Origin of the sequence: Chryseolinea soli (assembly GCF_003589925.1) — a bacterium.
Lineage (GTDB): Bacteria > Bacteroidota > Bacteroidia > Cytophagales > Cyclobacteriaceae > Chryseolinea > Chryseolinea soli.
The window spans coordinates 454,690-479,195 of record NZ_CP032382.1 but is presented as its reverse complement, the minus strand read 5'-3'; the positions used below and the strand labels follow the sequence as shown (position 1 = coordinate 479,195).

Here is a 24,506-nt window from a genome sequence, read left to right as displayed (position 1 = left end):
ATCCACGACCAACTAGCTACCGGCTCCTAAACCCCTCAACCCATAATTTCAAACGCACTTTTATAAAACCCACCCTCTTGAACATATTCGATCAAATCCAAATAGAACGGGTGTGATCCCAAAGTAGCGCTGTCGCCGATCATGATCAGTTTCTTTCTCGCACGGGTCATCGCCACATTCGTGCGGCGGATGTCTCCTAGAAATCCCACTTCGCTTTTGTCATTGCTGCGAACAAAGCTGATAGCGATCACGTCGCGTTCTTGTCCTTGAAAGGCATCGACCGTGTTGATCGTAACGAGTCGGTGCAACGGCTCCAGTGTCGCAGAGCTTTCGGCTAGTTTATGCAGGTAGTCAACTTGTGCGCGATAGGGCGTGATGATTCCCAGCGTAAGGCCGCGGTCCATCCATTGATCCTGGCCAATCCCTTCGACCAGCGCCTCCACCTGGCTCATCAGTAAACGTCCTTCCTCTTCGTTAAAGCGGCTCAGGGTTTCTTCGTCTTGTTCTTCCGTGAAGCCACAGCCGGCGGTGTCGATGAAATCGATGGGAGCCTCATTGGGTCGTAGCAATTCGTGTTTCACGCTGTCGTCGGCAACGAGTTCGTCCTGGTAGAAATAGGTTGACGAGAACTTCATGATGGATTCGTGCATGCGATATTGCACGGTGAGCATGGTGGATGTTTGCGGCTGGCGGCCCATGCCTTTTTCGAAAAGCGTTTTGGCAAGGCCTTGCTTCGCCGCCTCGTTGGATTTGATGGTGGGCGGAAGCTGTTGATGGTCGCCCGCAAAGATCACGCGTCGACTCCGCAGGATGGGGATCCAACACGCCGGTTCCAATGCCTGGGCCGCTTCGTCGATGAATACGGTCTTGAACTTCTTGCCCCGCAGCACAGGGTGCGACGAGCCTACCAGCGTGCAGCAGATCACTTGCGTGTTTTGCAGTAAGTCGTTCACAATATAGAATTCCAGTAAGTCAGCGTCGGCTTTCAACGCTTTGGATTCCTGGAGCAGCATCTTGCGTTGTTGACGTTCCTGGTAGCCGAAGTCGCGCTTGAATTTTAAGGCCGAGCTGCGGAGTTGCTCCATTTTTTTTCGCAGGGCGCGAAGTTCCTGGTAGTGGGCATGCTCGGAGATGCGTACGTCGAGCGTTTTGCTGAGCGTTTGTTCGGTCACGCGGGCAGGGTGGCCGATGCGGAGGACACTCAGTTGCTGTTCGCTCAATTTGTCGGTGAGCAGATCCACGGCGGCGTTGCTGGGTGCGCAGACCAACACTTGTTGCTCTTCCCTGACCGTGCGCGCGATGGCCTGCACGAGGGTTGTTGTTTTGCCGGTTCCGGGTGGTCCATGAATAAAGCCGACATCCATGCCATCGATGCGGTCGAGGGCTTGCTGCTGGCTGGCATTCAGCCCGGGCGTGGGCGCGGGCTTTTCAGGGCGTTCTTTTTCGCGCTGGGCCGTAGCCGTTCCCAAAAGGATCTCGCGCAGTCCGGCCACGCGATCTTCTTCGGCCTTCATCACCTCTTTCAAGGCGAACTCCATTTCGCGATAGGTCATTTCCTCGAACATCACGTCCACGCCGAGCAGTGTGTCGCCAATCCAATCGGGCAACTCTTCGGCATTGAGAGTGATGACCATGTTGTCGTCGCGCACATAGTTGATGACACCGCTGACGTGGTCGCGGTCCGGTTTGCCGGAGCCGTTGGAGAAAACATTCACCGATTTTCCGCTTTGGAAGGCGTGGGGTTGTTCACGGTGAGTGGTGCGCTCTACTTCGATGATGAGGCGTTCGCCCGTGCCGATGTAGTCGCGCTTCAAACGCAGGGGATACCAGGTGGTGCCATCCTGGGTACGTTGGTGGAGCGACCGGAGTAATACTTTCTGCCGGTAATATTCCAGGTCGGCCTGGCGCTCGAGTTTGATGAGCTCCAGGGTTTTCTGCAGTTGTTCGCGCGATGACGTCATGAGCCGGCAAAGATAGAGGCATTTATGTTGGCATAACTGCCGGTCATCCCTTATTTTCAATGCGTACAAAACCTAAACGCCATGCGCTCGCTCTTCCTGTTTCTTTCTGCTTTTGTTCTGTCCGTTGCCCCGCTGGCCGCGCAAACGTATGATCTGCTGCTCATGGGCGGCAAGATCATCGACGGTTCCGGCAACTCCTGGTTCTATGGCGATGTGGCCATCCGCGATGGGAAGATCGTGGCTGTGGGTAAGCTCAATGCCGCTCAGGCCCGCAAGGTGCTGGACGTGAAAGGGCTGGTCGTGGCGCCGGGTTTCATCGATGTGCACACCCACATCGAAGGCAATGACCTGACGGTGCCCACTGCGGGCAACTTCATTTATGATGGTGTCACGTCGGTGGTGACCGGCAATTGTGGCTCATCCAACACCGAGCTGGCCCGCTACTTCGGGCAACTCGATAGTGTGAAAACGTCTGTGAACGTAGCCACGCTCATTGGTCACAACAGCGTGCGGCGTGCCGTGATGGGCGATACCCAACGCGACCCTTCGCCCGAAGAACAAAAGAAGATGGAAGCCTTGGTGGAGCAGGCCATGAAAGATGGCGCCGTTGGTTTTTCCACGGGTCTCATTTATGTGCCCGGCACCTATTCCAAAACACCCGAGGTGATTGGCTTGGCGAAGGCTGCGTCGTTGTATAACGGCGTGTATGCGTCGCACATTCGCGATGAAGGCGACCATGTGACACAGGCCATCGAGGAAGCTATCAATATCGGACGACAAGCGCATATGCCCGTGGAGATCTCGCACTTCAAAGTTACCTACAAACCCAATTGGGGACGCTCGGCAAACACACTGGCACAGGTGGAGCAAGCGCGGCGTGAAGGCATTGATGTTACAGTGGATCAATATCCGTATGTGGCCAGTAGCACTTCGTTGAACACCGTTTTGCCTACGTGGGCTTTTTCCGGTGGCACCGACTCACTTCATTTTCGATTGAACAATGCGACGATCCATCAGAAAATAAAAACTGAAATGCTGGCAACCTTGAAAGGCAAACAATTGAAAAGTTATAGCTATGCCGTGGTGGCGCGCTACAGCGCCGACACCTTGATGAATGGTAAAAACATTTCGGAAGTAAATCTCGCAAAGGGACGCAAAGCCAAAGCCGTGGAAGAAGCGGAGACCATCCTGGAGATGATCGACAAAGGCGGCGCACAAATGGTGTTCTTTAGCATGAACGAAGACGATCTGAGGAACATCATGAAGTATCCCTTCAACATGTTTGCTTCCGACGCCGGCATTATTCGTTTTGGTTCGGGCGTGCCCCACCCCCGTGGATATGGCACAAACGCGCGCGTGTTGGGACGCTATGTCCGCGACCAAAAGGTGATCCCCCTGGAAGAAGCGGTGCGCCGCATGACCTCGCTGCCCGCCCAGAAATTTCAACTTCGCGACCGCGGTCTCTTGCGCGAAGGCATGGCTGCCGACCTGGTGGTGTTTGATGAGAAGACTGTGGGCGATGAAAGCACATTTAGTATGCCACACGTTTATTCAACCGGGTTTCGTTATGTGATCGTGAACGGTCAACTGGTAGTGGACGAAGGAAAACATACGGGAACACGAAGTGGTGTGGTGCTGCATGGGCCGGGCTTTGTGATGGCGCGATAAAACATCATTGAACGTAAAGAAATATTTAATATCGAGCGGCCTATTTGATTTGACGCTCTTGTTTATATTGGAGCCCTGAACACATTTACAGATGAGAAAAACTTACCAATCAAAAGTTGGATTGATCCTATGTGCAGCGATCGCCCTCCCCATTCTCCTGCCTTTGATCATAACACCGTTCGACCCGAATGGGCTTATCGTGGGATTGATTCTCGCCTCGGTCATTGCTCTTCCCTTTCTTTTTGGTACGCATTATAGAATTCAGGGTCATGTTCTTGAAATACGATGTGCGTTTATTATCCGTATCGACGTCGACATCTTAAGAATCACCAGGGTGAGCAAGACACGGAATCCGATAAGCGCTCCTGCCTTGTCGTTGGACAGGATGGAGATCATCTATGGGAATGGATTGCGTCACGTCATCATTTCCCCGAAGGATAAGATGGGATTCGTCCATTCACTGAAAGCGATCAATGATCGTATCACGGTTTCCGGTGTAAGCGACCAGGCCTCCAGCATCCTTTGAGCGATGCGTTAGCAGACACGAAGAGAACGTCTCCGTATTTCTGACACCGTCGTGTAAACTCTGTCGGAGCGCGCCGTTGAAACTGCTATATTGCAAGACTCCATGGTAAAGAATTATCTGAAAATAGTGATCCGCTTCATGCTGCGGCATAAGGGATTTTCCCTTATCAACATCGCGGGCCTTACCATCGGGATCACCAGCACGCTACTCATCATCCTTTACATTCGTGACGAACTGCGCTACGACACCTTCCATCCCGACGCGGCCGATACCTACCGGCTGGGGTTTTCGGGCGCATTGGAGGGACGCTCGTTCAGCTCAACCCAAACCGGCAGCCCGGTGGCGGACGTGTTGCGTAAGGAGATCCCGGGTGTGGCCGGCACCTTGCGCATGGCGTGCTGGGCTACTTTTCCGGTCCGCTACAAGGACCGGGCGTTCACGGAACCCAAGCTGCTGCTGGTAGACGACAATTTTTTCCGCTTCTTTCATTTTAATTTGATCGAAGGTCACCCGGACTCTGTGTTGAGGGGCGAGCGCAAGATCGTCATCACTGAATCCACGGCCCGTCGTTATTTTGACTACAAAGGTCGGGGCGATAAAACACCGCTTGGGAAGACGCTCGCGCTGGCCCAGGGCTACAATGCCCGAGTGAGTGGCATCGCCGAAGACCCGCCGCTCAATTCGCATTTCCGCTTCACGATGCTGCTCTCCCTGTCGTCGTGGGACGAAGCCCATGCCCGCGACTGGCTGACGCGCCGGCTTGTGACCTATTTCAAACTCAACCCGGGAGTTCCGGCCGAAGAGGCCATGCGCCGCCTGAATGCCTTGACGGAAAAGAAAGTGGGCCATGAACTGGGTCACCAGAATCATTCGGATTGGGTTGCTTTCACATCGCGGGGCAACCGCCTGCATTTCTTTGCCCAGCCCATGCTGGACATTCACCTTCACTCGCAACTCGGCGACGAGATCGAGCCCAACAGCGACATTCAATACATCTATATCTTCGGGTCGGTGGCTTTGCTGGTGACCGTGCTGGCGTGTATCAATTTTATGAACCTGTCCACCGCCCGCTCCGCCACACGTGCCCGCGAGGTGGGTGTGCGCAAAGTGATCGGGGCGCCCTACCGAAACCTGGTCGGGCAGTTCCTGGTGGAGTCGTATAGTTATGTGATCGTGGCGGTGTTCATTTCGCTTTTTTTGGTGATGGTCGCCTTACCGGTGTTCAATTATTTTACTGGCAAAGGGCTGACCTTGGATACGCTTTTCACGCCGGCGTTCTTTGGGGGATTGGCCATTTCTGTGGCGATGGTGGGGCTGCTGGCCGGAAGTTACCCGGCCTACTACCTGGCGCGGTTCAACCCCGTGGAGGTGCTCACCGGGAAAATGCGGTTGCCGCGGAAGCATTTCAGCCTGCGGAACCTGTTAGTGATCTTCCAGTTTTTTATTTCGACCGTGCTCATCGTTTCCACCATTGTGGTATACCAGCAACTGCGGTTCATACAAGGCGCCAACCTGGGGTTCGACAAGGCCAATGTGATCAATCTCCTGCATACGAAGAACCTTCGGGCAAACGGTGTCGCTTTTAAACGGGCGCTGATGGAATACCCCGAGATCAGTTCGGCCAGCTATGCCAACCGTCTGCCGCCGCAGGTGGACTGGCAATCGGTGTTCAAACCGGTGGACTCCGACAATGAATACCTGCTGGCCCTTTACGAAATGGATGCCGACCACCTGGAAACCATGCGTTACAAGATGGTCAAGGGCCGGTTCTTCTCTGCGCAGATCCCCGGCGACAGCAATGCAGTCATCCTAAACCAAACGGCGGCAAAAAAATTGGGGTGGGAAGAATTTAACGGCAAGAAGCTCGTTACTAACTACGATCACGACGGGCGGCAGCGCGAAGTGATCGGCATCATACAGGATTTTAATTTTCAGTCGCTCAAGGAACCGCTGCAGCCCCTGGCCGTGGTGCTGGGACCGGAGCCCAACTGGGAAATGGCGATCCGCATAACAAAGGGAAACACCGAGGAAAAGCTGGCCCTCATCCGGTCGTTCTGGAAAAAATATGCACCGGACGCCCCGTTTGAATACGAGTTCCTGGATTGGAACTTCGAGGCCAAACAACAAGCCGAGAAACGCCTCGGTATGATCTTCACGGTGTTCACCTCGCTGGCAATTTTTATCGCCTGCCTGGGTTTGCTGGGGCTGGCCACCTTCAAAGCCGAACAGGCCACCAAGGAAATCGGCATCCGCAAGGTGATGGGCGCCACGGTGGGCGACATGGTGTTGATGATCAACAAGGATTTCCTCAAGTTGGTCGTCACGGCGAACCTGTTGGCCTGGCCCGTGGCCGGGTGGGTCATGCACCGGTGGTTGGACCAGTTTGCCTTCCGCATCGCTTTTCCCTGGACAGCCTTCCTCATTGCCGGGGGGATCACATTGGTCATCGCCTTTGCGTCGGTGAGCTTCCAGGCCGTGAAAGCGGCTTCGGGCAATCCGGTAAAATCCCTGAGAAATGAATAGGGTTGGTGCAACCTTTCTTTTTCTTTTTTAGTCTACATAGTATCCAGGCCGGCCGGAAAAAATCCGGATAGCCAATAGGGGTAAGTCAGGGGAGGGTTGTCTAAGAGCAAACCCCTTCGAAACAAAATTGAAAACGCATTAATACAAGCTTTATGAAATTTCCGAAAAACCTCCTCTCCCTCGTGTTGTTTGCTGCCGCTGTGCAGGTGGCCTGCGCCCAGGAAGCCAAAGAAATCACCAAAGATCTGAAGCCCTTCCGCAAAGTGGTGGTATCGCCCCGCGTGAACCTGATCCTGGAACAAGGCGACCACGAAGGCATCCGCCTGGTCTACAACAACGTGAGCGCCGACAAAATCAACATCACCGTACAACACCACACCCTTCGCGTTTACCTGGACGAGGCCAAAGTGACCGAGCCGAACGAATATGTGAACCCTCACCACAAACGCAGCATCTACCGCGATGTGAGCATCACGGCCTATGTGACCTATAAAGAATTGGAACATCTCGAGATCCGAGGCAACCAGGAACTGACCTGTACCACCCCGCTGCGCGCCGAGAAATTTGTTTTGAAAGCTTACGGCGAAAATGAGATCACCCTCGCCTCTGTAAAAGCCGAATATATGAAGACCAGTCTGTATGGTGAGAACAAGCTCCGGATCAAAGGTGGTAAAGCCGAATATCAGAAATATAAACTCTTTGGAGAGAACAAGATCGACACCCAGGAACTGAAGAGCTACTCCACCACCGCCAACATTTTTGGCGAAAGCAACATCAAACTGAACACCCAAGACCAACTGAAGGTGAATGCCTTTGGCGAGTCTCAAGTTTCCTATCAGGGCGATGCCAGCGTAAACCGAGGCCTCATCTTTGGCCACGCCGAGATCAACAAACTGAATTAACGACTCATTGTCGTGAGGAGAGTAGCCTTTGCTGCGATGCGGCAAGGGCTATTTTTTTGAGTGTCTTAGAAACCGAGCCCCAACTGCTTGTCGTCTATTTTGCGCACGGCCTTTGGTTTGCCGCGCGGCACGGAAATGACTTCGCCTTTCTTGATATAGAGCAAATGTCCGGAGATGTCGGTGAAATTCATTTGCCGGAGGATCTCCATGTATTCCGAAACTTGTTGCTGATCGGCCTTGGCCGGCTCGCCCGTTTTGAAATCGATGACCACGGCTTTCTTGTCTTTGATGAGCAGGCGGTCGATGCGATTCTCCGCGCCGCCGGGCATGAGGATGGGAATTTCTGTGCGCACGTCCCAGGCTTCGCTAAACCAGGAGGCGATCTGGTCGTTGCGCATCAACTCTTGCAGTTGTTCGTAGAGCACTTCTTTTTGTTCATGGGTGATCAGGCCTTCAAGCACAATGCGATCGAGGGTATCGGGAATGTCTTGCGCATACGCGATGCGTGAAAGGACCGTATGAAGATAAATGCCGTACGAAATCTTCTCTTGTTGCTCGGAGGGCGTGTCTTCAAAAAACGTTTTCGCCGACTGGCGCATCACCAGTTTATCGCGCCAGCGAAATGAAGTGTAGACAGGCAGCCCCAGCGCACTGTCGTCGTGTCGGGTTGGGGTGGAGGAGGTGGTCCAGGTGCCGGCGTTAAATTCCTGGTGCGCCTCGTTCCATTGCTTTTCGTCTTCTTTGGGTAAGCTATTGTATAAGAGCTGCGCTACATTTTTCTTGCGCACGTCGGGATGTGGAGCCATCACCATGAGCCCCGCTTCCGCGCGGGTGAGGGCGACGTACAAAAGGTTGAGGTTGTCGAGGTAGCTTCGCGTGCGCTCGGTTTCATAATAGCCGGCGAAATAGGTTTGTTGCAGCGTGCTCGAATATTTTACGGGCATGAACCCTGCATCGGCAAAAGGTTGTTCGGGAGCCGTCACCCAGAGATGCGGCGCCCGCAAGCTGTCGTGGTCGAGATTCCAGGAACAGAAGGGGATGATCACGTATTTAAATTGCAACCCCTTCGATTTGTGTACGGTGAGGATCTGTGCCGCATCCACGTCACCCGAAACCTGCACCGATTTTTTTTGTTTGTTGGCTTCCCACCACTCCAGGAACGCGCCGAGGTCGTTCTTTTCGCGGGTATAAAATTCCAACACCAGATTTTGAAAGGCCAGCAAGTAGGCGATCTCACCGCTGATGTTGCCGATCTTAAAAATGTCGACGAGCGTTTCTGTCAATTCGAAGAGCGGAAGTTTTTTCAACGCCGCCTTTTCTTTTTTGAAGGCGTCGGGAAGATTGCCCTCAAAGAACACCTGGTTGGTCACGGCAAACACATCGGTGAGCGAACGTTCCGGTTCGTGCAGTTTTGCAAACTCATAGCCCAGCTGCGCGCGCGCGATGGCATCGTCAGGGTTGAGCAGATATCGCATGGCTCCCAGCAACAAGTTCACCGACGCCGCACCATCCAAACGCAACGACTCGTTTGACACCACGTCGTAGGAGCATCCCGGCTTGGCGTGGCCGGAGTTTTTGTATTGCAGCAGGTGTGCCACGATCTCCTGGCCTTCTTCGTTCTTTCGCACCAGGAAGGCAATGTCCTTTAGCGGCACGCCCATTTCCTGGAGCTTCTCCAGGTAGCGGGGCACTTCCTCCAAGGCCTGGTCTTTCCAGCTTACATCGGCCTCTTCCTGCAGGAATTTTACCTGTACAAACCCTTCTTCCGTCCGCGAAATTTTTTGGGTGATGTCGTGATAGGCTTCCTTCGGGATGGACTGGCCGGTTTCCAGCGCCACCATGGCCGAGGCTTTTTCAAATACTTTGTTGTTGAAATCCACCACCACCAGCGCACTCCTGAAATTGCTGCTCAGTTCTTTCACCGAGACGCGCGCCGGTCCAATATGTTGTTCGATCTCTTGTTGCAGCAGCTTGAGGTCGCCACCACGCCAGCGGTAGATCGCTTGTTTCACATCGCCCACCACCAGGCTGGTGTAACCTTGGTCGAGACTGTTTACCAGGAGGGGTAGAAAATTTTTCCACTGCATCGCCGATGTATCTTGGAATTCGTCGATGAGATAGTTCCGGTAAAACGAGCCAACTTTCTCGTAGATAAAAGGCGTGTCGCTGTCCTGGATAACGCCATTGAGAAATTTTGGAGCGTCGGCCAGCAGCATGAGGTTGTTCTCGTCCTTGTATTCGCGCAGCTTGCGTGAAATGTCGGAGAGGAGGCCAAAGACGTATAGATTTTGCAACGCCACTTCGGCGCTGAGACTCTTTTTATAGTTCAGCTCATAATCTTCCATGAGCTGGCGCAGGATTGGGATGAGCTTTTGCTCGGCCACGGCGATCAGTCCGCGCCGGTCGCGGCATTTTTTGCTCGGCCAGTTTTCGGCTGTCAGGTACGTGGGCAGACGGTCGCCGGGAGGCCGGATCTCTTTTAGTTTTTTCTCGGACGCAAATTGCTCCAGGAACCCATAGATGCCGGAGCCTTTACCATAGTGGATATCGGAAGGATCCCACTCCGACAGGATCGCCACCGCTTCCCGCGCCGGGCCCGTCACTTTGTTGGTGAAGAAATTTCGCTGTTGCCACAAGGTGGCGCGCAAGGTGTTGAAGAACTTCCGGTCGCCGGTGGTTTTGATCACCTGATCCTCGATGTCTTTGAATTCCTCGCGAAAGATCTCATTGCTGAATTCCAGGAGACTTTGTCGCACATCCCAGGCCCGCTCGTTTTCCAGGTTCTCCTTGGCAAACTCGACCACCCAGTCCGTTAGTTCTTTGTTGGCACCCAGTTCGTCGATGAGGTTGTCGATCACTTCCTCCAGCACGGCATCCTGCTCGATCTCCAGGCGGTAGTCGCCGACCAACCCAGCCTCGCGGGTGAAGGAGCGGATCACTTTCTGGAAAAAGGCGTCGATGGTGCTGATGGAAAACTGGGCGTATTTGTGAAGGATGGCAGCCTGTGCTTCCTGGGCGTATTGTTGAAACGTGTTGTCGTCGAGTTCGAGTTCTTTTTTTATTTCTTCGGCCAATTCGTTGGCACGACCATTGGCGAAGTCGTCGAGGTAGGCCAGGATGCGGTCTTTCATTTCCTGCGTGGCCTTGTTGGTGAAGGTCACCGCCAGGATGTGCTTGAAGTAGTCGGCCCGGTAGCGCAGCGCCAGCAGCAGATACGCCTTGGCTAGCGTACGCGTTTTGCCGGAGCCGGCGGAAGAACGATATATCGAGAAAAGCTTATCCAGAAAATGCGAAAGGTTAAAGTGACGAAAGGCTAAAAAATGAACCTGAAACTTACGGAACAATCCGCGACAAACGCAACGAACCGAATGGATATTCCGCGAAAGCGGTTTTTTTATCATCGCAACGCCGCCAGTGGGGAGGTATTACCTGGGAATGCCGTGTCGTATTAAATGATAGCAAAATTCCATACCTTGAAGCGGTCTATGAGAAAACTGTATTTTTTAGTTCCAAGGCTTGTTTACTCTTTTCCGGCGCAGTTGCTCTTGAACAACATCAAACGCAACCATGTGTTGATCTTGTGCTGGATCATCCTGTTTGCCATGGTCACCGGCAGCTTTGGCAAATACCTGGGCATCCCCTACCTTTTCCTGGACCCTGAATATCTCAACAAAGTAAACTTCCGCAGCTTTTTCATCATTGGCATGGTGTCGGCGGGGTTCATCACGGCCTTTCACATTACCTGCTACATCACCGACGGCCATCGCTTTTCGTTTGTGGGTGCATTGAGCCGGCCTTTTTCAAAGTTCGTGATCAACAACAGCATCATTCCCGTGCTCTTCCTGGTGGTCTATGTGACGGAGATCATCCAGTTTCAAATCAACAACGAATACAGTCGCGCCGGCGATCTGGCGTGGAACTTGGGTGGTCTCATTGCGGGCTACCTGTTTATGTCGGGCATATTCTTTGTGTATTTCTGGCTTACGAACAAAGACATCTTCCGCTATGTGGTTTGCCGCATCGACGAGAAGATCAAACAAAACGTGAAAGTGACACGTGCCAGCGCCATGAAGAAGCTGGACATCGCCCGCAAGAAACAGATCCGCGTCGACAACTATTTAGATTTCAATTTGAAAGTGAGGCCCGTGGAGGACTCGGGCTTCTATGACAAGGCGACCATTTTGCAAGTGTTCGACCAAAACCATTTCAACCTCGTCATCATCGAGCTGTTCATCTTCGGGCTCGTGCTGGTATTGGGCCTGTTCAAAGATTACCCGGCGTTCCAGCTTCCCGCCGCCGCGAGCTTCATCATCTTCCTTACCATCTTCGTGATGATGGCCGGCGCCTTTTCATACTGGTTTGGCGGATGGTCGGCCACGACCGCCCTCATTCTTTTCCTGGTGCTGAATCACCTGGTGGGGGAGGAGTATCTCACCCGGCGCTATGAGGCGTTTGGGTTGGACTATCTCAAACCCGCTTCCGAATACTCCGTGAACTCGCTAAGAGTGCTTAACGACACGGCGCATCTGCAACGCGACTGGCGCGCGAACTATCCCATGCTGGAAAACTGGCGCAAGAAATTCCCGGCCGACAAAAAACCAAAGATGGTGTTCCTCTGCGCCAGCGGCGGCGGCAAGCGTGCAGCTCTCTGGACCCTCACCGCGCTGCAAACGGCCGACAGTCTTTCCCACGGTGCGCTCATGGAACAAAGCATCCTCATCACGGGTGCATCCGGCGGCCTCATCGGTGCGAGCTATTTCCGCGAGCTCAAACTCCGCGAGAAACAAGGCGAGAACCCACACCCTTATTCTGAAGTTCATCGCCAACGCATCTCAACCGACAACCTCAATCCACTTATCTTTAGCCTGATGGCCAACGACCTGTTCGTAGGCTTCACCAAGTTTGAATACAACGGCAACTATTATTATCGCGACCGGGGCTACACCTTCGAGGAACAATTGAACCAGATCACCGAGCGCATGATGGACAAGCCCATCAAAGCCTACGACAGCGTGGAGCAACAAGGCATCATCCCCATGGTGATCCTGGCGCCCACCATTGTAAACGACGGCCGCAAACTCTACATCGCCGCCCGGCCCGTGTCGTTCATGAACTACGACATTATGAGCTATCCCAACTATGACCTTTCTAAATATGCGGGCATCGATTTCTTCACGTTGTTCAAGGATCAAAATGCGGGCGATCTCCGATTTCTTTCTGCCCTGCGCATGAGTGCCACGTTCCCCTACATAACGCCCAACACAACCCTGCCCACGGAACCCGCCATCAAGATCATGGACGCCGGCATCTCCGATAACTTCGGACTGACCGACGCGGTACGTTTTGTCTATGCCTATAAAGACTGGATCGCCGAGAACACATCCGGCATAGTCTTCGTATCCATTCGCGATTCACCCAAGCTCGGCGCCATTGCCCCCAAGGTCGGGCAAACCATCATCGACGACATGACACAGCCCATCAGCAGCGTGTATAATAACTTTGAGAATTTCCAGGACATCAATAGCGATATGTTCATCAACCAGGCGAAGTACTGGTTTCATAATAAGATCGACCGGGTCGACATCCAGTACCAGTCCGAGTCCTACACCCCGATACTACAAAAGATGGACAGCATCCGGCAGAACAACTCTCGCGCTTCGCTGAGTTGGCGGTTGACGACGCGGGAGAAGTATGGGATTATTTCTTCGATTAATTCTGATGATAACAAGGCGGAGTTGAAGCGGTTGGGGGAGTTGTTGAAGTGATGGTTCCGAAGACTCTTGGTGGGTTGAGGACCTGCGGAATTTGTTAAGGCAACGGGTGACTCGATCTGTTGTTGATCATGTCAGCACCTTTCGAGAATGTGAAGGGTATCATTCCGATCAAGTACATACCATCGATTGTTTGCATATTTCATTTCAAGAATTTGTGCGATCCCGCTTTTTTCTATTTCCAATTCATGGCTCCAAACAACTTCTTGTCTCTTTCGATCAAACACGCCGATTTTTCCTTGGCGATCGTCGCAGAAGTAAATAAAATTTGCGTTTAGAGGGAAATCGTTGTTCCGGTAACTTGAAATGATTTTATGAGTCGCCATACTTTGGCCCACATTTAGGTACTCTCGCGCGGGATTCGACTGATCCAAATTAACTTTCATGAGGTATTTGTCTCTTAGCCCTATGATCTCTCCTTTATTTTTATCCAACTGCATCATATCTCCAAAAGGCAGATAATCTCCCTCCTTTATATTGTAAGAAAATGGGGTAAGATCGCTTTCCTTGAAGCCCACTTGGTGCTCTAAGGCACCCGTTTTGATATTTAGCCCTAGGATTTTTCCAGATAAAAGACCAAACCACAATCTGGACCCGTAAACACCCAGTAGATTTTTCACACCGTCACTAAATTGATCGCCACTCGCGTTATTGTATTTCCCGAAATCCTCGAATGACCATAATATTTCTCCGCTATTAAGAGATATCGCATTTACGGATGATAGCGTGCCCCCCCAGTTTAGGCCTAATTGCAATTCTGGAATCGCAGTGCTTATTCCCTTTCCTTTTCTTTGAAAGGATTTAGACTTAAAGTCAAATAAGCCATACTCTTCATTTTTGTCAATCTTTTGAGTTGCGTAAATAGCAATGCCATTCTCTAGAGAGGTGCGAGGATCAATAAATAATTGAAATTCATTTTTGTCATTCTCAAAAATACATTCCTTCTGCTCGACATCAAACACTTGTAACTCCCCTCGATAACTTTGTCTAAATAATTTATTCTGAAGCAGATAAAGGGAGCCTTTTGTATTTGCACTATATTCAAATCCATTAGAGCAAACAATACCCTTCCCCGTGTGTAAATAACAGAGGTACTCTCCAGCTTGGAACGCTTTTACATTATCTATTTGTTGATCTTTCTTGAACATTATTTGATCTCAATAAAATCATAAAATTTCGAACCGGTATCACTCACTAAGTCTTCAAATAGATCAAGTCTATCATCATTTCCGGCACCTAATAGGTTCTCTCTAAGACTTGATGGCATTGCTTCGAAAATATCATCCAGGTTGTCTGACAAGAGGTTCTTCATCTGGCTTTTGATGGCACTAATATCAGATGTCTTAAGTTTGTTGAAAACATACTTAATGTCCGTTATGGTATTGGCACTTCTAAAATACTCCGTCAACTGCCTTATCGAAAGGTTAGGAATATTTTCTAAGCTCCAACTTTTGTACTCGATCAGCTTTGGGGTATTTCCTGGACTAAGCTCTACATCAAATCTACACTTGACGCAGGCCACCTCATTCCCGTCAAATTCATAATCGAATTTCTTGATTTTGCCCTCGGGAAAATTCTTTACATGGCCGAGCATGTGGGTAACACCATCCTGCATGGCAAATGACGGGTTTTTTAAATCAGTCATTAGTCTGTCAAAGCCATCTACACCAGCGTGCTTCTTGACTACTTGCCTTACATTTTCTAAGTGATCAGAGAGTTTTGCCAGTTTTGATGCCGTACCTCCATCTAGTGGATTCTTAACAGCGTCAATAATTTCATCCAAATCACTCCTTCCGTTGGGGAGCTTGCCAATGAAATCAGCATCGTTTAATAGATCTGATACTTTCTCTAACGAAGGGACGTGCCTCCGAATATTGACATGCGTGCTGGTGAATTCCCAGGCGTCAAGCAACCCCTCACGCTGATCAAATTTAGCGAGCATTTCTGCATTTCCTACAAAGTCCTTTTCAAATTCGCTCACCAGACCGTCGCTCCACCCTTTCGTGTGCAACCGGCTTTTCAAATTTTCGAGAACGGAAACGGCATCTTCGACCAACTCCCAACCCTGAGCTGTTTTCTTCAAAATTTTCAACCGCTTGACCACCGTCCGAATGACTATCGCGCCAACGGGTATGGCTAGGCTGCTGGCATAAACAACTTTACTATTGGTATCCTGGTAATACGATGCTACTAGAAAACCAGCACCATCTGTTATCCAATCCAACTCGGCAAAGTTCAAAGCCATGCCCAGGTTGTCGAGCGCGTCGTAGTATTTTTCGAGCTTAACAGGATTGACACCCGTAATGAACACGGCGTCTGCCGGTGAGTCTACGCTGGCGTCGAGATTGTTGGCTGCGCTGGCCCACGCGGTGCCTTCTGCTTGAGCAGCCTGACCAGCAACGAACCATTTCACAAATTGTTCGCCCGCGATGCTGTTCAAAGTAGACCCCGATCCCCGTGTTTTGATCAGTGCACTCTCTTTTATACCGTGTTTCAGCAAGTAGGCGGTGCCGGGCTCGGAGGGCAGGGTTCTAAGGATCGCGTAGTTTTCTTTCAGCACATCCGGCAGCTGTTCTTTGGCGTCGAACTGTTTTTTAATCGCCGCCTTGGCCTCGATGTTTTTCCGCAGCCGGTTATCCACTAGGATCTGCAGATCGCATATTTCCTTATGACCGGCGCCCGTGCTTACGACTGGCTCAAAACGCTTGACGATGAAATCATAGGAGACGGCGTATTTGAACAGATAATACTTCTTCGGTATGTAGCTAAACGCCTGGTTAAAATTCGCTTCCCAAGTATTGCCCGGCCCGATCATAGCAGCATTCATTAAGGCCTGCAGACTTTGGTCGGCACAAAACACACCAGGCATAAAAAGACCGGTGCTCTGGCTGGTGACGATCCAAGTTTTGGCGAGACAAGAAAGTTTGTAGTAGGGCACCACGACCACGATCGTGTTCGGCGTTTTGGTGGTGACGGATTTGGCGGCCACGTCCAGCGCGAAGGTTTTCCAGTCGGCACCAGGCATGAGGAAGTCGATGGCCTTGAAGACGACGTAGACTTTGTAGTCGGAGTTGCCGTTGGCCAGCAGGGTGAGTTTGTCGGGGAGGATGGTGGTGGTGAAGAGGTCTTCGGCGGCAAACCCGGCCGGTTCGTCCACCAGAAGATACTTTGATCCTTTTTGATGGGCCGTTGCTTTTACGTCCAATAGGGTGGCCGTTTCGGTGACGGCGGTGGCGTAGTGTTTTGTGCGAAGGTCTTTGGTCTTGTTTACCAGATCTTCCGTGCTGTTGCTGCAGTCCACGGCGGGTTGGCTGTCGTCGGCCTCATCAACGACCACGTGAATGGCGTTGATGAGGCTGGTCACGGCGCCTTGCACAAATTCGCCGGAGTTGCTGGTCTTTGTGAAGGTTTTCTTGGCGCTCTCCCTCAGCTTGGACTCTGCCGACTTGAGGTCGTCGCCTAGAAGGGTCAGATTGTCGTAGCGGTAGGTCCTTTCTTTTTTGTCCAGCTTGAAGAGACGGATGAGGCTGAAGAAATAGATGACGCGGTTGGTGTACCCGGCTTTGAGCATGGCGTTGGCAATACCGGCCGGAATGCGGGCGATCTCTTTTTTGCACCGGTCGTATTGAGCGTTGACATCGGGCAGCTGTACCAGTTGACTGAGGTTGGTGACGCGCGCGGGCAGCTTGCTGATGTCGATGGTTTCGTTCAACAGCATCTGGTAGTCGTTCACGACGACGACATAGAATCGCAGATCGTCTTTGCGCAGGTCATTGAAATCTTTCAGCATCTTGCTGAGTGCCTCGTAGCGGCCGGCGAGCACTTTTTGAGTCTTGCCCTGCTCTTCGATCCAGTCGGGACTGAGATGCCAATCGGGCTCTAGTAAAATGATGTATTCATTTTTGGACTCCCGCCCGAGTCGCTCATTGGAAGCATTGTATTTCTCGAGCACATTGTACTTGAAGAGCGCTTGATTGACCATGGCCTCCTCGGGCGGAGATGCGAAGCAAGGTAGGGTGAACACCCAAAGCAGGAAGTGTAATGCGTGGGGAAAGAACGTGGTGTTGGATAGATAACGGTTCGTCTTTGTTCTCATAAAAAAATGATTAAATGGAAATGATATACGGCACGCGCTTCTAGCGAATGCGTTCAAATCAAATAATCAGAAAAAGCCGAGGGTGAGAATAGAGGGGTCTTGTTACTTACATAACAACTGTCACTTTCAATGACTGAATGAAAGATAGTTTAACGAAGTTGAAAAGTAAATCATGAAGAATAGAAAAACGATAACGGATACCGATGTCACGGAGTCTAGTGTTAAAACACCAACGACATTTCGTGGTTTTCGACGAAATGTCGTTGGTAAAATTGGCGCAACATTCCTGTGCCACAAAATCATGTTCACATGAAGTGCGTGGATGCTTGAATGATCGTCACCCGATGCTTGTTGGTGAAGAACACCAACAAGGGCGGCGGGCGGCGGTGGGACAGTCGAGCGATCAGAGCTGTTAAGCGCTGCTCACTCCGTCCGCAAAGCATCCGCCGGATTGCTGAACGCAGCCTTCAACGCCTGGAAGCTGATCGTTAACAAGGCGATCATCACTGAGGCCGCTCCAGCCAGCGCAAAGATGCCCACGCCGATTTGGATGCTGTATTGAAAATCTTTCAACCATTGTGTCATCACAAAATAGGCTACGCCACTGGCGAGCACAAACGCCACCAGGATCAGCACGATGAACTCGGCCGATAGCTTATAGAATATCGTAGCATTACTTGCTCCCAACACTTTCCGGATACCGATCTCCTTCTTGCGCTGCTCCGCCGTAAAGGCCGACAGTGCGAACAATCCCAAACCGGCGATGACGAGTGCCAGCACAGTGAAGTGTGTAAACATATTGGCGAAAGCCTGCTCGTTGCGATAGAGGTTCGCGAATTGTTCATCAAGGAAGGCATACTCGTAGGTGGTGCCAGGATTCACTTTTTTCCAAGTGGCTTCCACATAAGCCAGCGTGTTCTGGATGTCGCCGGCTTTTATTTTGATCGACAAGGCGTTGTTGTCTTTGTTATAGAGCATGAACATGGGCTCCAGCTTGTGGCGGATGGTAGCAAAATGAAAATCCTTTACGACGCCGACGACGGTGTATTGGGTTTGGTCGGCGACAGTGGCGCCGGATTGCAAACCGATCTTTTTGCCAATCGCATCATTCCACTTCAAAAGCCGGAGCATTTCTTCGTTCACGATCATCGACAGGGAGTCGGCGAAGTCGACGGAGAAGTTGCGGCCGGCGGCCATTTTCATGTCCATGGTGGGAATGAAATTTTCGTCGGCCACCATGACGCTGGTGATGATGTTGGTTTCGCTGGTGGAACCTTCGGGGAAAATATTGGTGCGTCCCAATTGTTGTCCGACGCGTGCGGAGGAGGTGCCTGCGGAAATAATATTTTCATTGCGCATCAACTCGGTCTTCAACGCGGTGGCGCGATTCACGGCGTCGCCGTTTTGTTGAATGGTGATCACCTGGTCGCGGCTATAGCCCAGGTCGGCGCTGTAGATGAAGCGCATTTGCTGGTAGACAATGCCCGTGCCCACCATCAGCGCGATGGAGATGGTGAATTGCAGCACCACCAGGGCCTTGCGCAGTTGTATGCCCCGCGTCGAATTTTTGAACGATCCTTTCAGCACCAGGATGGGCTTGAAGGCCGATAATACAAATGCCGGGTAGATTCCGGCCAAAACACCCACTACCAACACCAATCCGCCCAGCAGCAGGAGGCTTGATGGACGCAACAGGATCATGACGTCGGCAAAGCGTTGATAGGTACTATTCAGCACGGGCACTGCCGCAAATACGATCGCCACCGCCAGAATAGCGGCCACGGCTGTTACGACGATAGACTCGATCAGGTGTTGTCCGACGAGTTGATATTTCACCGCACCAATCACTTTGCGCATGCCCACTTCCTTCGCCCGTCCAGCCGATTTTGCTGTGACAAGGTTCATAAAATTCACGGCCGCCAAAATCAGGATGAGGGCGGCAATGGTAGAGAGCACATACACATTGAGAATATCCGATTTGTTTGCGTTTGTTTCGAACAGGATCTCCTTTGACTTCAAATGAACATCGCGCAGTGGCTGCACATCGGGGGTAAAAAACTGGTAAGCGTTGTTCTTTTTGGTGATGGCCTGGAGCTTTGCGTTCAGGTCGGGAACATTGGCAGGTTTGTCCAGCAGGAGATAAGAAAAAGTGAAAATCCCTTGCCAGGTTTCCAATGCCTGGCGCAGACCGTCCTCATTTTGGCCGGGTACCAGCGAGTGAAGAAGGTCGAATTGCAAATGCGATGTTTTAGGGACGTCGGCGATGACGGCCGTCACAAACAGGTCGGTGGTTTGATTGAGTTTCACGGTCTTGCCCACCGCTTCTTCGGTACCAAAGATTTTTTTTGCCAGGGTCTTGGTGATCACGATGGAACCCGGTTTGTCGAGCGCGCCTTTTTTCTCGCCTTCCAGGATGGGAAAGTCGAATACGTCGAACACGGAAGGGTCCACACGGAACGCGGCTTCGCATTTCAGGATGTTGTCGCCATAGCGGAGGTCGTAGCGGCCGCCGCCCGTGAAGCGCACGCTTTCCGTCACTTCAGGCAGTTCCGCTTCGGCGGTGGGCGCTAGCATGGGTTGGGTCACGCCGACGTGCTTGCTGCTCACCCCTTCGGCGCTATCGATGGTGAGGAGGCGCACGATGCGATCGTAGTTGTGGTGAAACGTGTCGTAACTCAGGTCTTCTTCGATGTAGAGATAGATCATCATGCTGGCGGCGAGTCCAAACGCGAGTCCGATGATTTTGATGAAGGAATAGGCCTTCTGTTTCGTCAGGTTGCGCAGGCCGGTGATGAAGTAGCTTTTGAACATAAGGTAGCAGATTAGTCGTTCACGCTAAGTCAATTCCAATGCCATGCGTAAAACGTTGAATGCAGGTGATTTGAGCCGTTGGCGCGAAATTAGGTTGGACGAAGACGTGCAGAATCGTCCGCCACCGGGCGACAAGGGGTTAAACACTTCGCTAAAATTCAGTGCCGAAGCCGTTACTTTTCGGCGCGTTCTGCGTAAATTTAGATAGACACCAGACCGCGTTAGCCGGTAATAAAAAGCACATATTTTCCTGCCATGTTATTCATCGTCGGCGAACCATGATGAGGAGTGTTTGTATTGCTTTGAATACTGACCAACTCAGAATATGAAAGGTTTAGCTTTAATGGCCATGATCATCATAGTGATGAGCGTGACCTCGTGCGACAAACCCACCGCTGCCCCCCAAAAAGACGAAACGGTTAATGCGGCAGAAGTGGGTGAACGGAACAAAGCCATCGTGAATCAATACATCCAGGCCAGCCTGGTCGGCGACGTTGCCACCATGGAAATGTTTATGGCCCCCAATTTCAAAGACCACGGTCCTGTGAAGGGCGATACCACCAGACGTGCCGCTTACCTGGAAAGGACACGCAAGAACTGGGAAAATGTCTACGGTTCCATGAAATACGACCGCATCACCGCGCTGTCACACACCGAAGCGGAGGGCCCGCTCAAAGGTGACTGGGTGCTGGAGTGGGGCTCGCTCGGTGTGACGTATAAAAATGGACGCCCGCCAGTGTCGATCAAGATCCACGTGGTGTACAAGGTCATCGATGGAAAGATCACCTACGCATCATCGTATTACAACGAAGCCGATGCCCTGAAGCAACAAGGCTATACGTTTGTGCCGGTGGAAGACAAAGTGAAAGAGCGGGTGATCAATTGAGTCCCGCCTCGCCCTTGTGGTGTTCTTCACCAACAAGCATCGGGTGCTAATCATTCAGGCCGCAAGCGCTTGATGTGAATAGCATTAACAACATGGGCATTTCCCTTGCAGTATGTATTCGATCCGTCAATGATCTATCGCCTTAATTCTTGTTGGTGAAGAACACCAACAGGGGCGGGTGAATTTGAGGAATTCGTGGGCAACAGGTGGTGGAACATAAAACATGTTCCCGCCGTCAACTTTTTGGTGAAGAGAAACATCCCTAAGGACCGGCGAAAACACCATCAAAGCGTGAGCGTGGAAGTTGCGTGTTTGCGCCTTTGCGACTAAACTTACACCATGAAAAACTTCTTCCTCATTTTCCTTCTCCTCGCATCACTGAGCACCCAAGCCCAATATCAGGCCGAGGAATTCCAAACGGCCAAGCTTAAAGCCCGTTACGGTGTGATGGTCGTCTACAATGGCCACACCAACTCCTTTACGTTCCGCATCGAGGCCGATTCGGTGAGAAACACCGAGAACCCCGACTTCCTCTGGGTCGACGGCAGGCTTCTCCAGGCGACGATCATTCCTTTCCTCCAAAACCCAAAGGCCCCCGACGAAGCCGAACAAAAGCGCCTCCTCGAAGCCTATCGGAAGTATGAACAAACTTACATCGAGAAAGAATTGAACGCAGGCCCCTTAAAAGGCAAAGCGGAATACCTGAACATCAACAACAAACCGATGCTGCTCTGGACTTTGAATATGCCGAAGGATAATCAAACGATCAGCAAGCAATTTTACGTTTTTGCCATCTGTTTCGACCAGATGCTTACTTTCAACGCGCCGGTAGAAAAGGGAAAAGATGAAGCGGACATAAAACGGATGATCCTGCGCTGTGCAGAAACCGTGGAGATCTTCCCAGGTCAGTTACAGGACCTGAACAAATTATATTATGAAGTGAAATAGAAACCGGACGCTTCTTAACATCCACTCAATCGCCGCGCTATTCGTTGCGCAGCGATTTCACAGGGTTGGCAACGGCAGCCTTAATGGCCTGAAAGCTTACGGTGGCAATCGCCAGCATAAAGGCCACACCCCCAGCACCCACCACGATCCACCACGGAATGGAGATCCGGTAATAATATCCCTGCAGCCACTGGTTCATGGCCCACCAGGCCAGCGGTGCTGCGAGCACAAAAGCCACAATAATAAGCCTCGTGAATTCTTTAGAGAGCAACACCACCACACTCGACACCGTTGCGCCCAGTACTTTGCGAATGCCGATCTCTTTCGTGCGCTGCTCGGCCGTGAAGGCGGCGAGTCCAAAGAGCCCGAGACAGGAAATCAGGATGGCCAAGCCGGCAAACAGATTGGCCAGGCGGCCGATGCGTTGAATGTTGGTGAACTTGCGATTGAACTCGTCTTCCGTGAAGCGGAAGGTGAATGGATACGAAGGGTTGTATTTCTTGAAGATCGCTTCCACCCCGGCCAAGGCTTCCTGTGTATTTTTATTTTCCGGCAACCGGAGTGTCACGTCGCTCATCCAATTGGGGTCGAAGAGGAGTAGGGTGGGATCGATCTGCCGCTGTGGCGAATTCATGATCACATTCCCGGTTACGCCGATGACGGTGTACTGGCGATCGTTCAGGGTCACGGTTTCCCCGATGGGATTCTTGAGGCCAATATAGTCCACGGCCGTCTGGTTTAGGATGATCGAGGAAGAGTCGTTGTAGGCATTGGAAAAGTCGCGGCCCTGGAGCATGTTCACTCCAAGGGTTTTCGTATAGTCATAATCCGTCCCGATGACGGCAAACGACGATCGTTGATCTTCGCGCTTGCCGGCCCAGTTCAATTCCATGAACCCATAGATGGCCGTGATGGGACTCGACGATCGCATGACGCTTTCGGCCAGGCCAGAAGCCAGCAGCTCTTGTTTGATGGTGTTGTAATTCTTGGGAATGTCGCCTACGGAACCAATAGTGACCAGGCGTTCGCCGTCGTAGCCGGTGGGACGGTTTCTGAGGTGGTTGAGTTGTTTGTAGATCACCATCGTGGAAAAGATCAGGACGATGGAAAAGAAAAACTGGAGGGTCACCATCATCCGGCGGGGCGTGGTGCCGCTCTTGCCCGTCTGCATTTTTCCTTTCAGCACAGCGGCCGGCTGGAAGGAAGAGAGGTAGAGCGCGGGATAACTGCCGGAAATAAAACCGGTCATCGCAATAACGCCAACCGAAACCAGCCACAACAAGGGGTTGGCATAGTCGATGAACAGTTTTTTGTCCACCAGGTCGTTGTACAGCGGCAGCAGGCCTTCCACCAATCCCAGCGCAAGCATGAAAGCAAGGATCGTTATGAAAAAGGTTTCACCAAGAAATTGCATCACCAGATCTTTGCGTTTGGAGCCGATGCTTTTGCGGATGCCCACCTCGCGGGCACGTCGTTCGGAGCGGGCTGTGGCCAGGTTCATGAAGTTTATGCAGGCGATCACCAGGATGAAGAGGGCGATGATGGTGAACATGCGCACATACACGATGGTGCCCGTGGTGCTCTTGCCGTTTTCAAATTCGCCAAAGAGGCGCCAGCGCTCCATGGGCAGGAAGGTTACTTCCTGGGTGGTATTCTCGCGGTGTTTTTTGATGATGTTCTTTGCGCGGCTTTCGATGGCCTGCGCATCGGCGCCTTTTGCAAATTCTACATAAAGGTTAAAGGAGTTATTGGACCACTGCGTCAAGGCTTCCTTTGTCCAGGGCTCGCGGGTGGTGTAGGTGCTGAAGGGCAACAGGCACTGGAATTGAAATGTCGAGTTGGAGGGAACATCTTTGATTATGCCGGTCACGGTGAGGTCTACGGTGTTGTCTATGCGGATCACCTTACCCATAGGGTCTTCGTTGCCAAACAACGCTTTCGCCGTGCTTTCGGTGATGACCATGGTGGATGGGTCCGTCAATTGGTTTTCGACCGATCCCTGCACTACCGGAAATGAAAACATCTTCAGGAAATCGTCGCCCACGTAATACCCAGCCTTGTACAATCGCTTTTCACCATAGGTTAACAAAAACTCCCGGCCCCAATCGGTAGGGGCCACATGGACGATGTCGCGTTCATGCTTAAGCTCTTCCCACAGGGGCAAGTTCACGGCCATCTGCGTTTGCACGCCGTGGTCGCCGAGCGCGTTGATGTAGACGCGGTTCAGCTCATTTTTCTTTTCATGAAAATTATCCCACGATCGCTCGTCGGCCACCCACAAAAAAATAAAAATGCTGCACGCCAACCCAATGGATAGGCCTGCGATGTTGATGAAGGAATACACTCTGCTTTTCAGCAGGCTTCTCCAGGCGATGACAAAATAGTTGCGCAGCATATCGGTAGGTTTAGGGTGA

13 protein-coding genes are annotated in these 24,506 nt (G+C 51.7%); 7 read left to right on the top strand and 6 right to left on the bottom strand.

Going from position 1 to position 24,506, the window contains the following annotated elements:
- Window positions 1-35 precede the first annotated feature (35 nt).
- The gene (locus D4L85_RS01765) at window positions 36-1,961 is read right to left on the bottom strand and encodes an AAA domain-containing protein (RefSeq protein WP_119752707.1); all 1,926 of its coding nucleotides are present in this window, start codon (window positions 1,959-1,961) and stop codon (window positions 36-38) included.
- An 81-nt stretch (window positions 1,962-2,042) separates the two neighbouring features.
- On the opposite strand from D4L85_RS01765, the gene D4L85_RS01760 reads away from it, so the two are divergent.
- From D4L85_RS01760 to D4L85_RS01745, 4 genes are all read left to right on the top strand, one after another.
- A complete protein-coding gene (locus tag D4L85_RS01760; protein ID WP_119752706.1) occupies window positions 2,043-3,629 on the top strand; it encodes an N-acyl-D-amino-acid deacylase family protein in 1,587 nt (528 codons plus the stop codon).
- A 91-nt stretch (window positions 3,630-3,720) separates the two neighbouring features.
- Entirely contained in the window at window positions 3,721-4,155 is a 435-nt protein-coding gene (locus D4L85_RS01755) for a PH domain-containing protein (protein WP_119752705.1), read from the top strand.
- 102 nt (window positions 4,156-4,257) lie between these two features.
- The gene (locus D4L85_RS01750) at window positions 4,258-6,678 is read left to right on the top strand and encodes an ABC transporter permease (protein WP_119752704.1); all 2,421 of its coding nucleotides are present in this window, start codon (window positions 4,258-4,260) and stop codon (window positions 6,676-6,678) included.
- A gap of 152 nt (window positions 6,679-6,830) precedes the next feature.
- Window positions 6,831-7,580 (top strand): GIN domain-containing protein, encoded by a 750-nt coding sequence (locus D4L85_RS01745; RefSeq protein ID WP_119752703.1) that lies wholly within the window; start codon window positions 6,831-6,833, stop codon window positions 7,578-7,580.
- A gap of 65 nt (window positions 7,581-7,645) precedes the next feature.
- Here D4L85_RS01745 and D4L85_RS01740 read toward each other — a convergent pair whose 3' ends face one another.
- Window positions 7,646-10,924 carry a UvrD-helicase domain-containing protein gene (locus D4L85_RS01740; protein WP_160143482.1) on the bottom strand — a complete coding sequence of 1,093 codons (3,279 nt, stop codon included), beginning with the start codon at window positions 10,922-10,924 and terminating at the stop codon, window positions 7,646-7,648.
- A gap of 141 nt (window positions 10,925-11,065) precedes the next feature.
- Here D4L85_RS01740 and D4L85_RS01735 point away from each other — a divergent pair, with 141 nt between their 5' ends.
- Window positions 11,066-13,345 (top strand): patatin-like phospholipase family protein, encoded by a 2,280-nt coding sequence (locus D4L85_RS01735; protein WP_228450742.1) that lies wholly within the window; start codon window positions 11,066-11,068, stop codon window positions 13,343-13,345.
- Between the two features lie 80 nt (window positions 13,346-13,425).
- Here the strand turns inward: D4L85_RS01735 and D4L85_RS01730 are convergent, their stop codons facing one another.
- The 3 genes from D4L85_RS01730 to D4L85_RS01720 all read right to left on the bottom strand — a co-directional run bounded on the left by D4L85_RS01730 (window position 13,426) and on the right by D4L85_RS01720 (window position 20,258).
- Complete coding sequence (locus tag D4L85_RS01730; RefSeq protein ID WP_119752701.1) at window positions 13,426-14,499, bottom strand: hypothetical protein; 1,074 nt, start codon at window positions 14,497-14,499, stop codon at window positions 13,426-13,428.
- Window positions 14,499-17,447, bottom strand: a complete 2,949-nt coding sequence (locus D4L85_RS01725; RefSeq protein ID WP_119752700.1) for a hypothetical protein — start codon at window positions 17,445-17,447, stop codon at window positions 14,499-14,501. The genes D4L85_RS01730 and D4L85_RS01725 overlap by 1 nt, the downstream gene beginning before the upstream one ends.
- A 423-nt stretch (window positions 17,448-17,870) precedes the next feature.
- Complete coding sequence (locus D4L85_RS01720) at window positions 17,871-20,258, bottom strand: ABC transporter permease (RefSeq protein WP_119752699.1); 2,388 nt, start codon at window positions 20,256-20,258, stop codon at window positions 17,871-17,873.
- A 325-nt stretch (window positions 20,259-20,583) separates the two neighbouring features.
- Between D4L85_RS01720 and D4L85_RS01715 the strand changes: the two genes are divergently transcribed.
- Both D4L85_RS01715 and D4L85_RS01710 read left to right on the top strand, forming a co-directional pair.
- Entirely contained in the window at window positions 20,584-21,144 is a 561-nt protein-coding gene (locus tag D4L85_RS01715; protein ID WP_160143481.1) for a nuclear transport factor 2 family protein, read from the top strand.
- A gap of 339 nt (window positions 21,145-21,483) precedes the next feature.
- Window positions 21,484-22,092, top strand: coding sequence for a hypothetical protein (locus tag D4L85_RS01710; protein ID WP_119752697.1), 609 nt, complete (start codon window positions 21,484-21,486; stop codon window positions 22,090-22,092).
- A 37-nt stretch (window positions 22,093-22,129) separates the two neighbouring features.
- On the opposite strand, the gene D4L85_RS01705 is transcribed toward D4L85_RS01710, so the two are convergent.
- Window positions 22,130-24,487 carry an ABC transporter permease gene (locus tag D4L85_RS01705; RefSeq protein ID WP_160143480.1) on the bottom strand — a complete coding sequence of 786 codons (2,358 nt, stop codon included), beginning with the start codon at window positions 24,485-24,487 and terminating at the stop codon, window positions 22,130-22,132.
- Window positions 24,488-24,506: the final 19 nt, after the last annotated feature.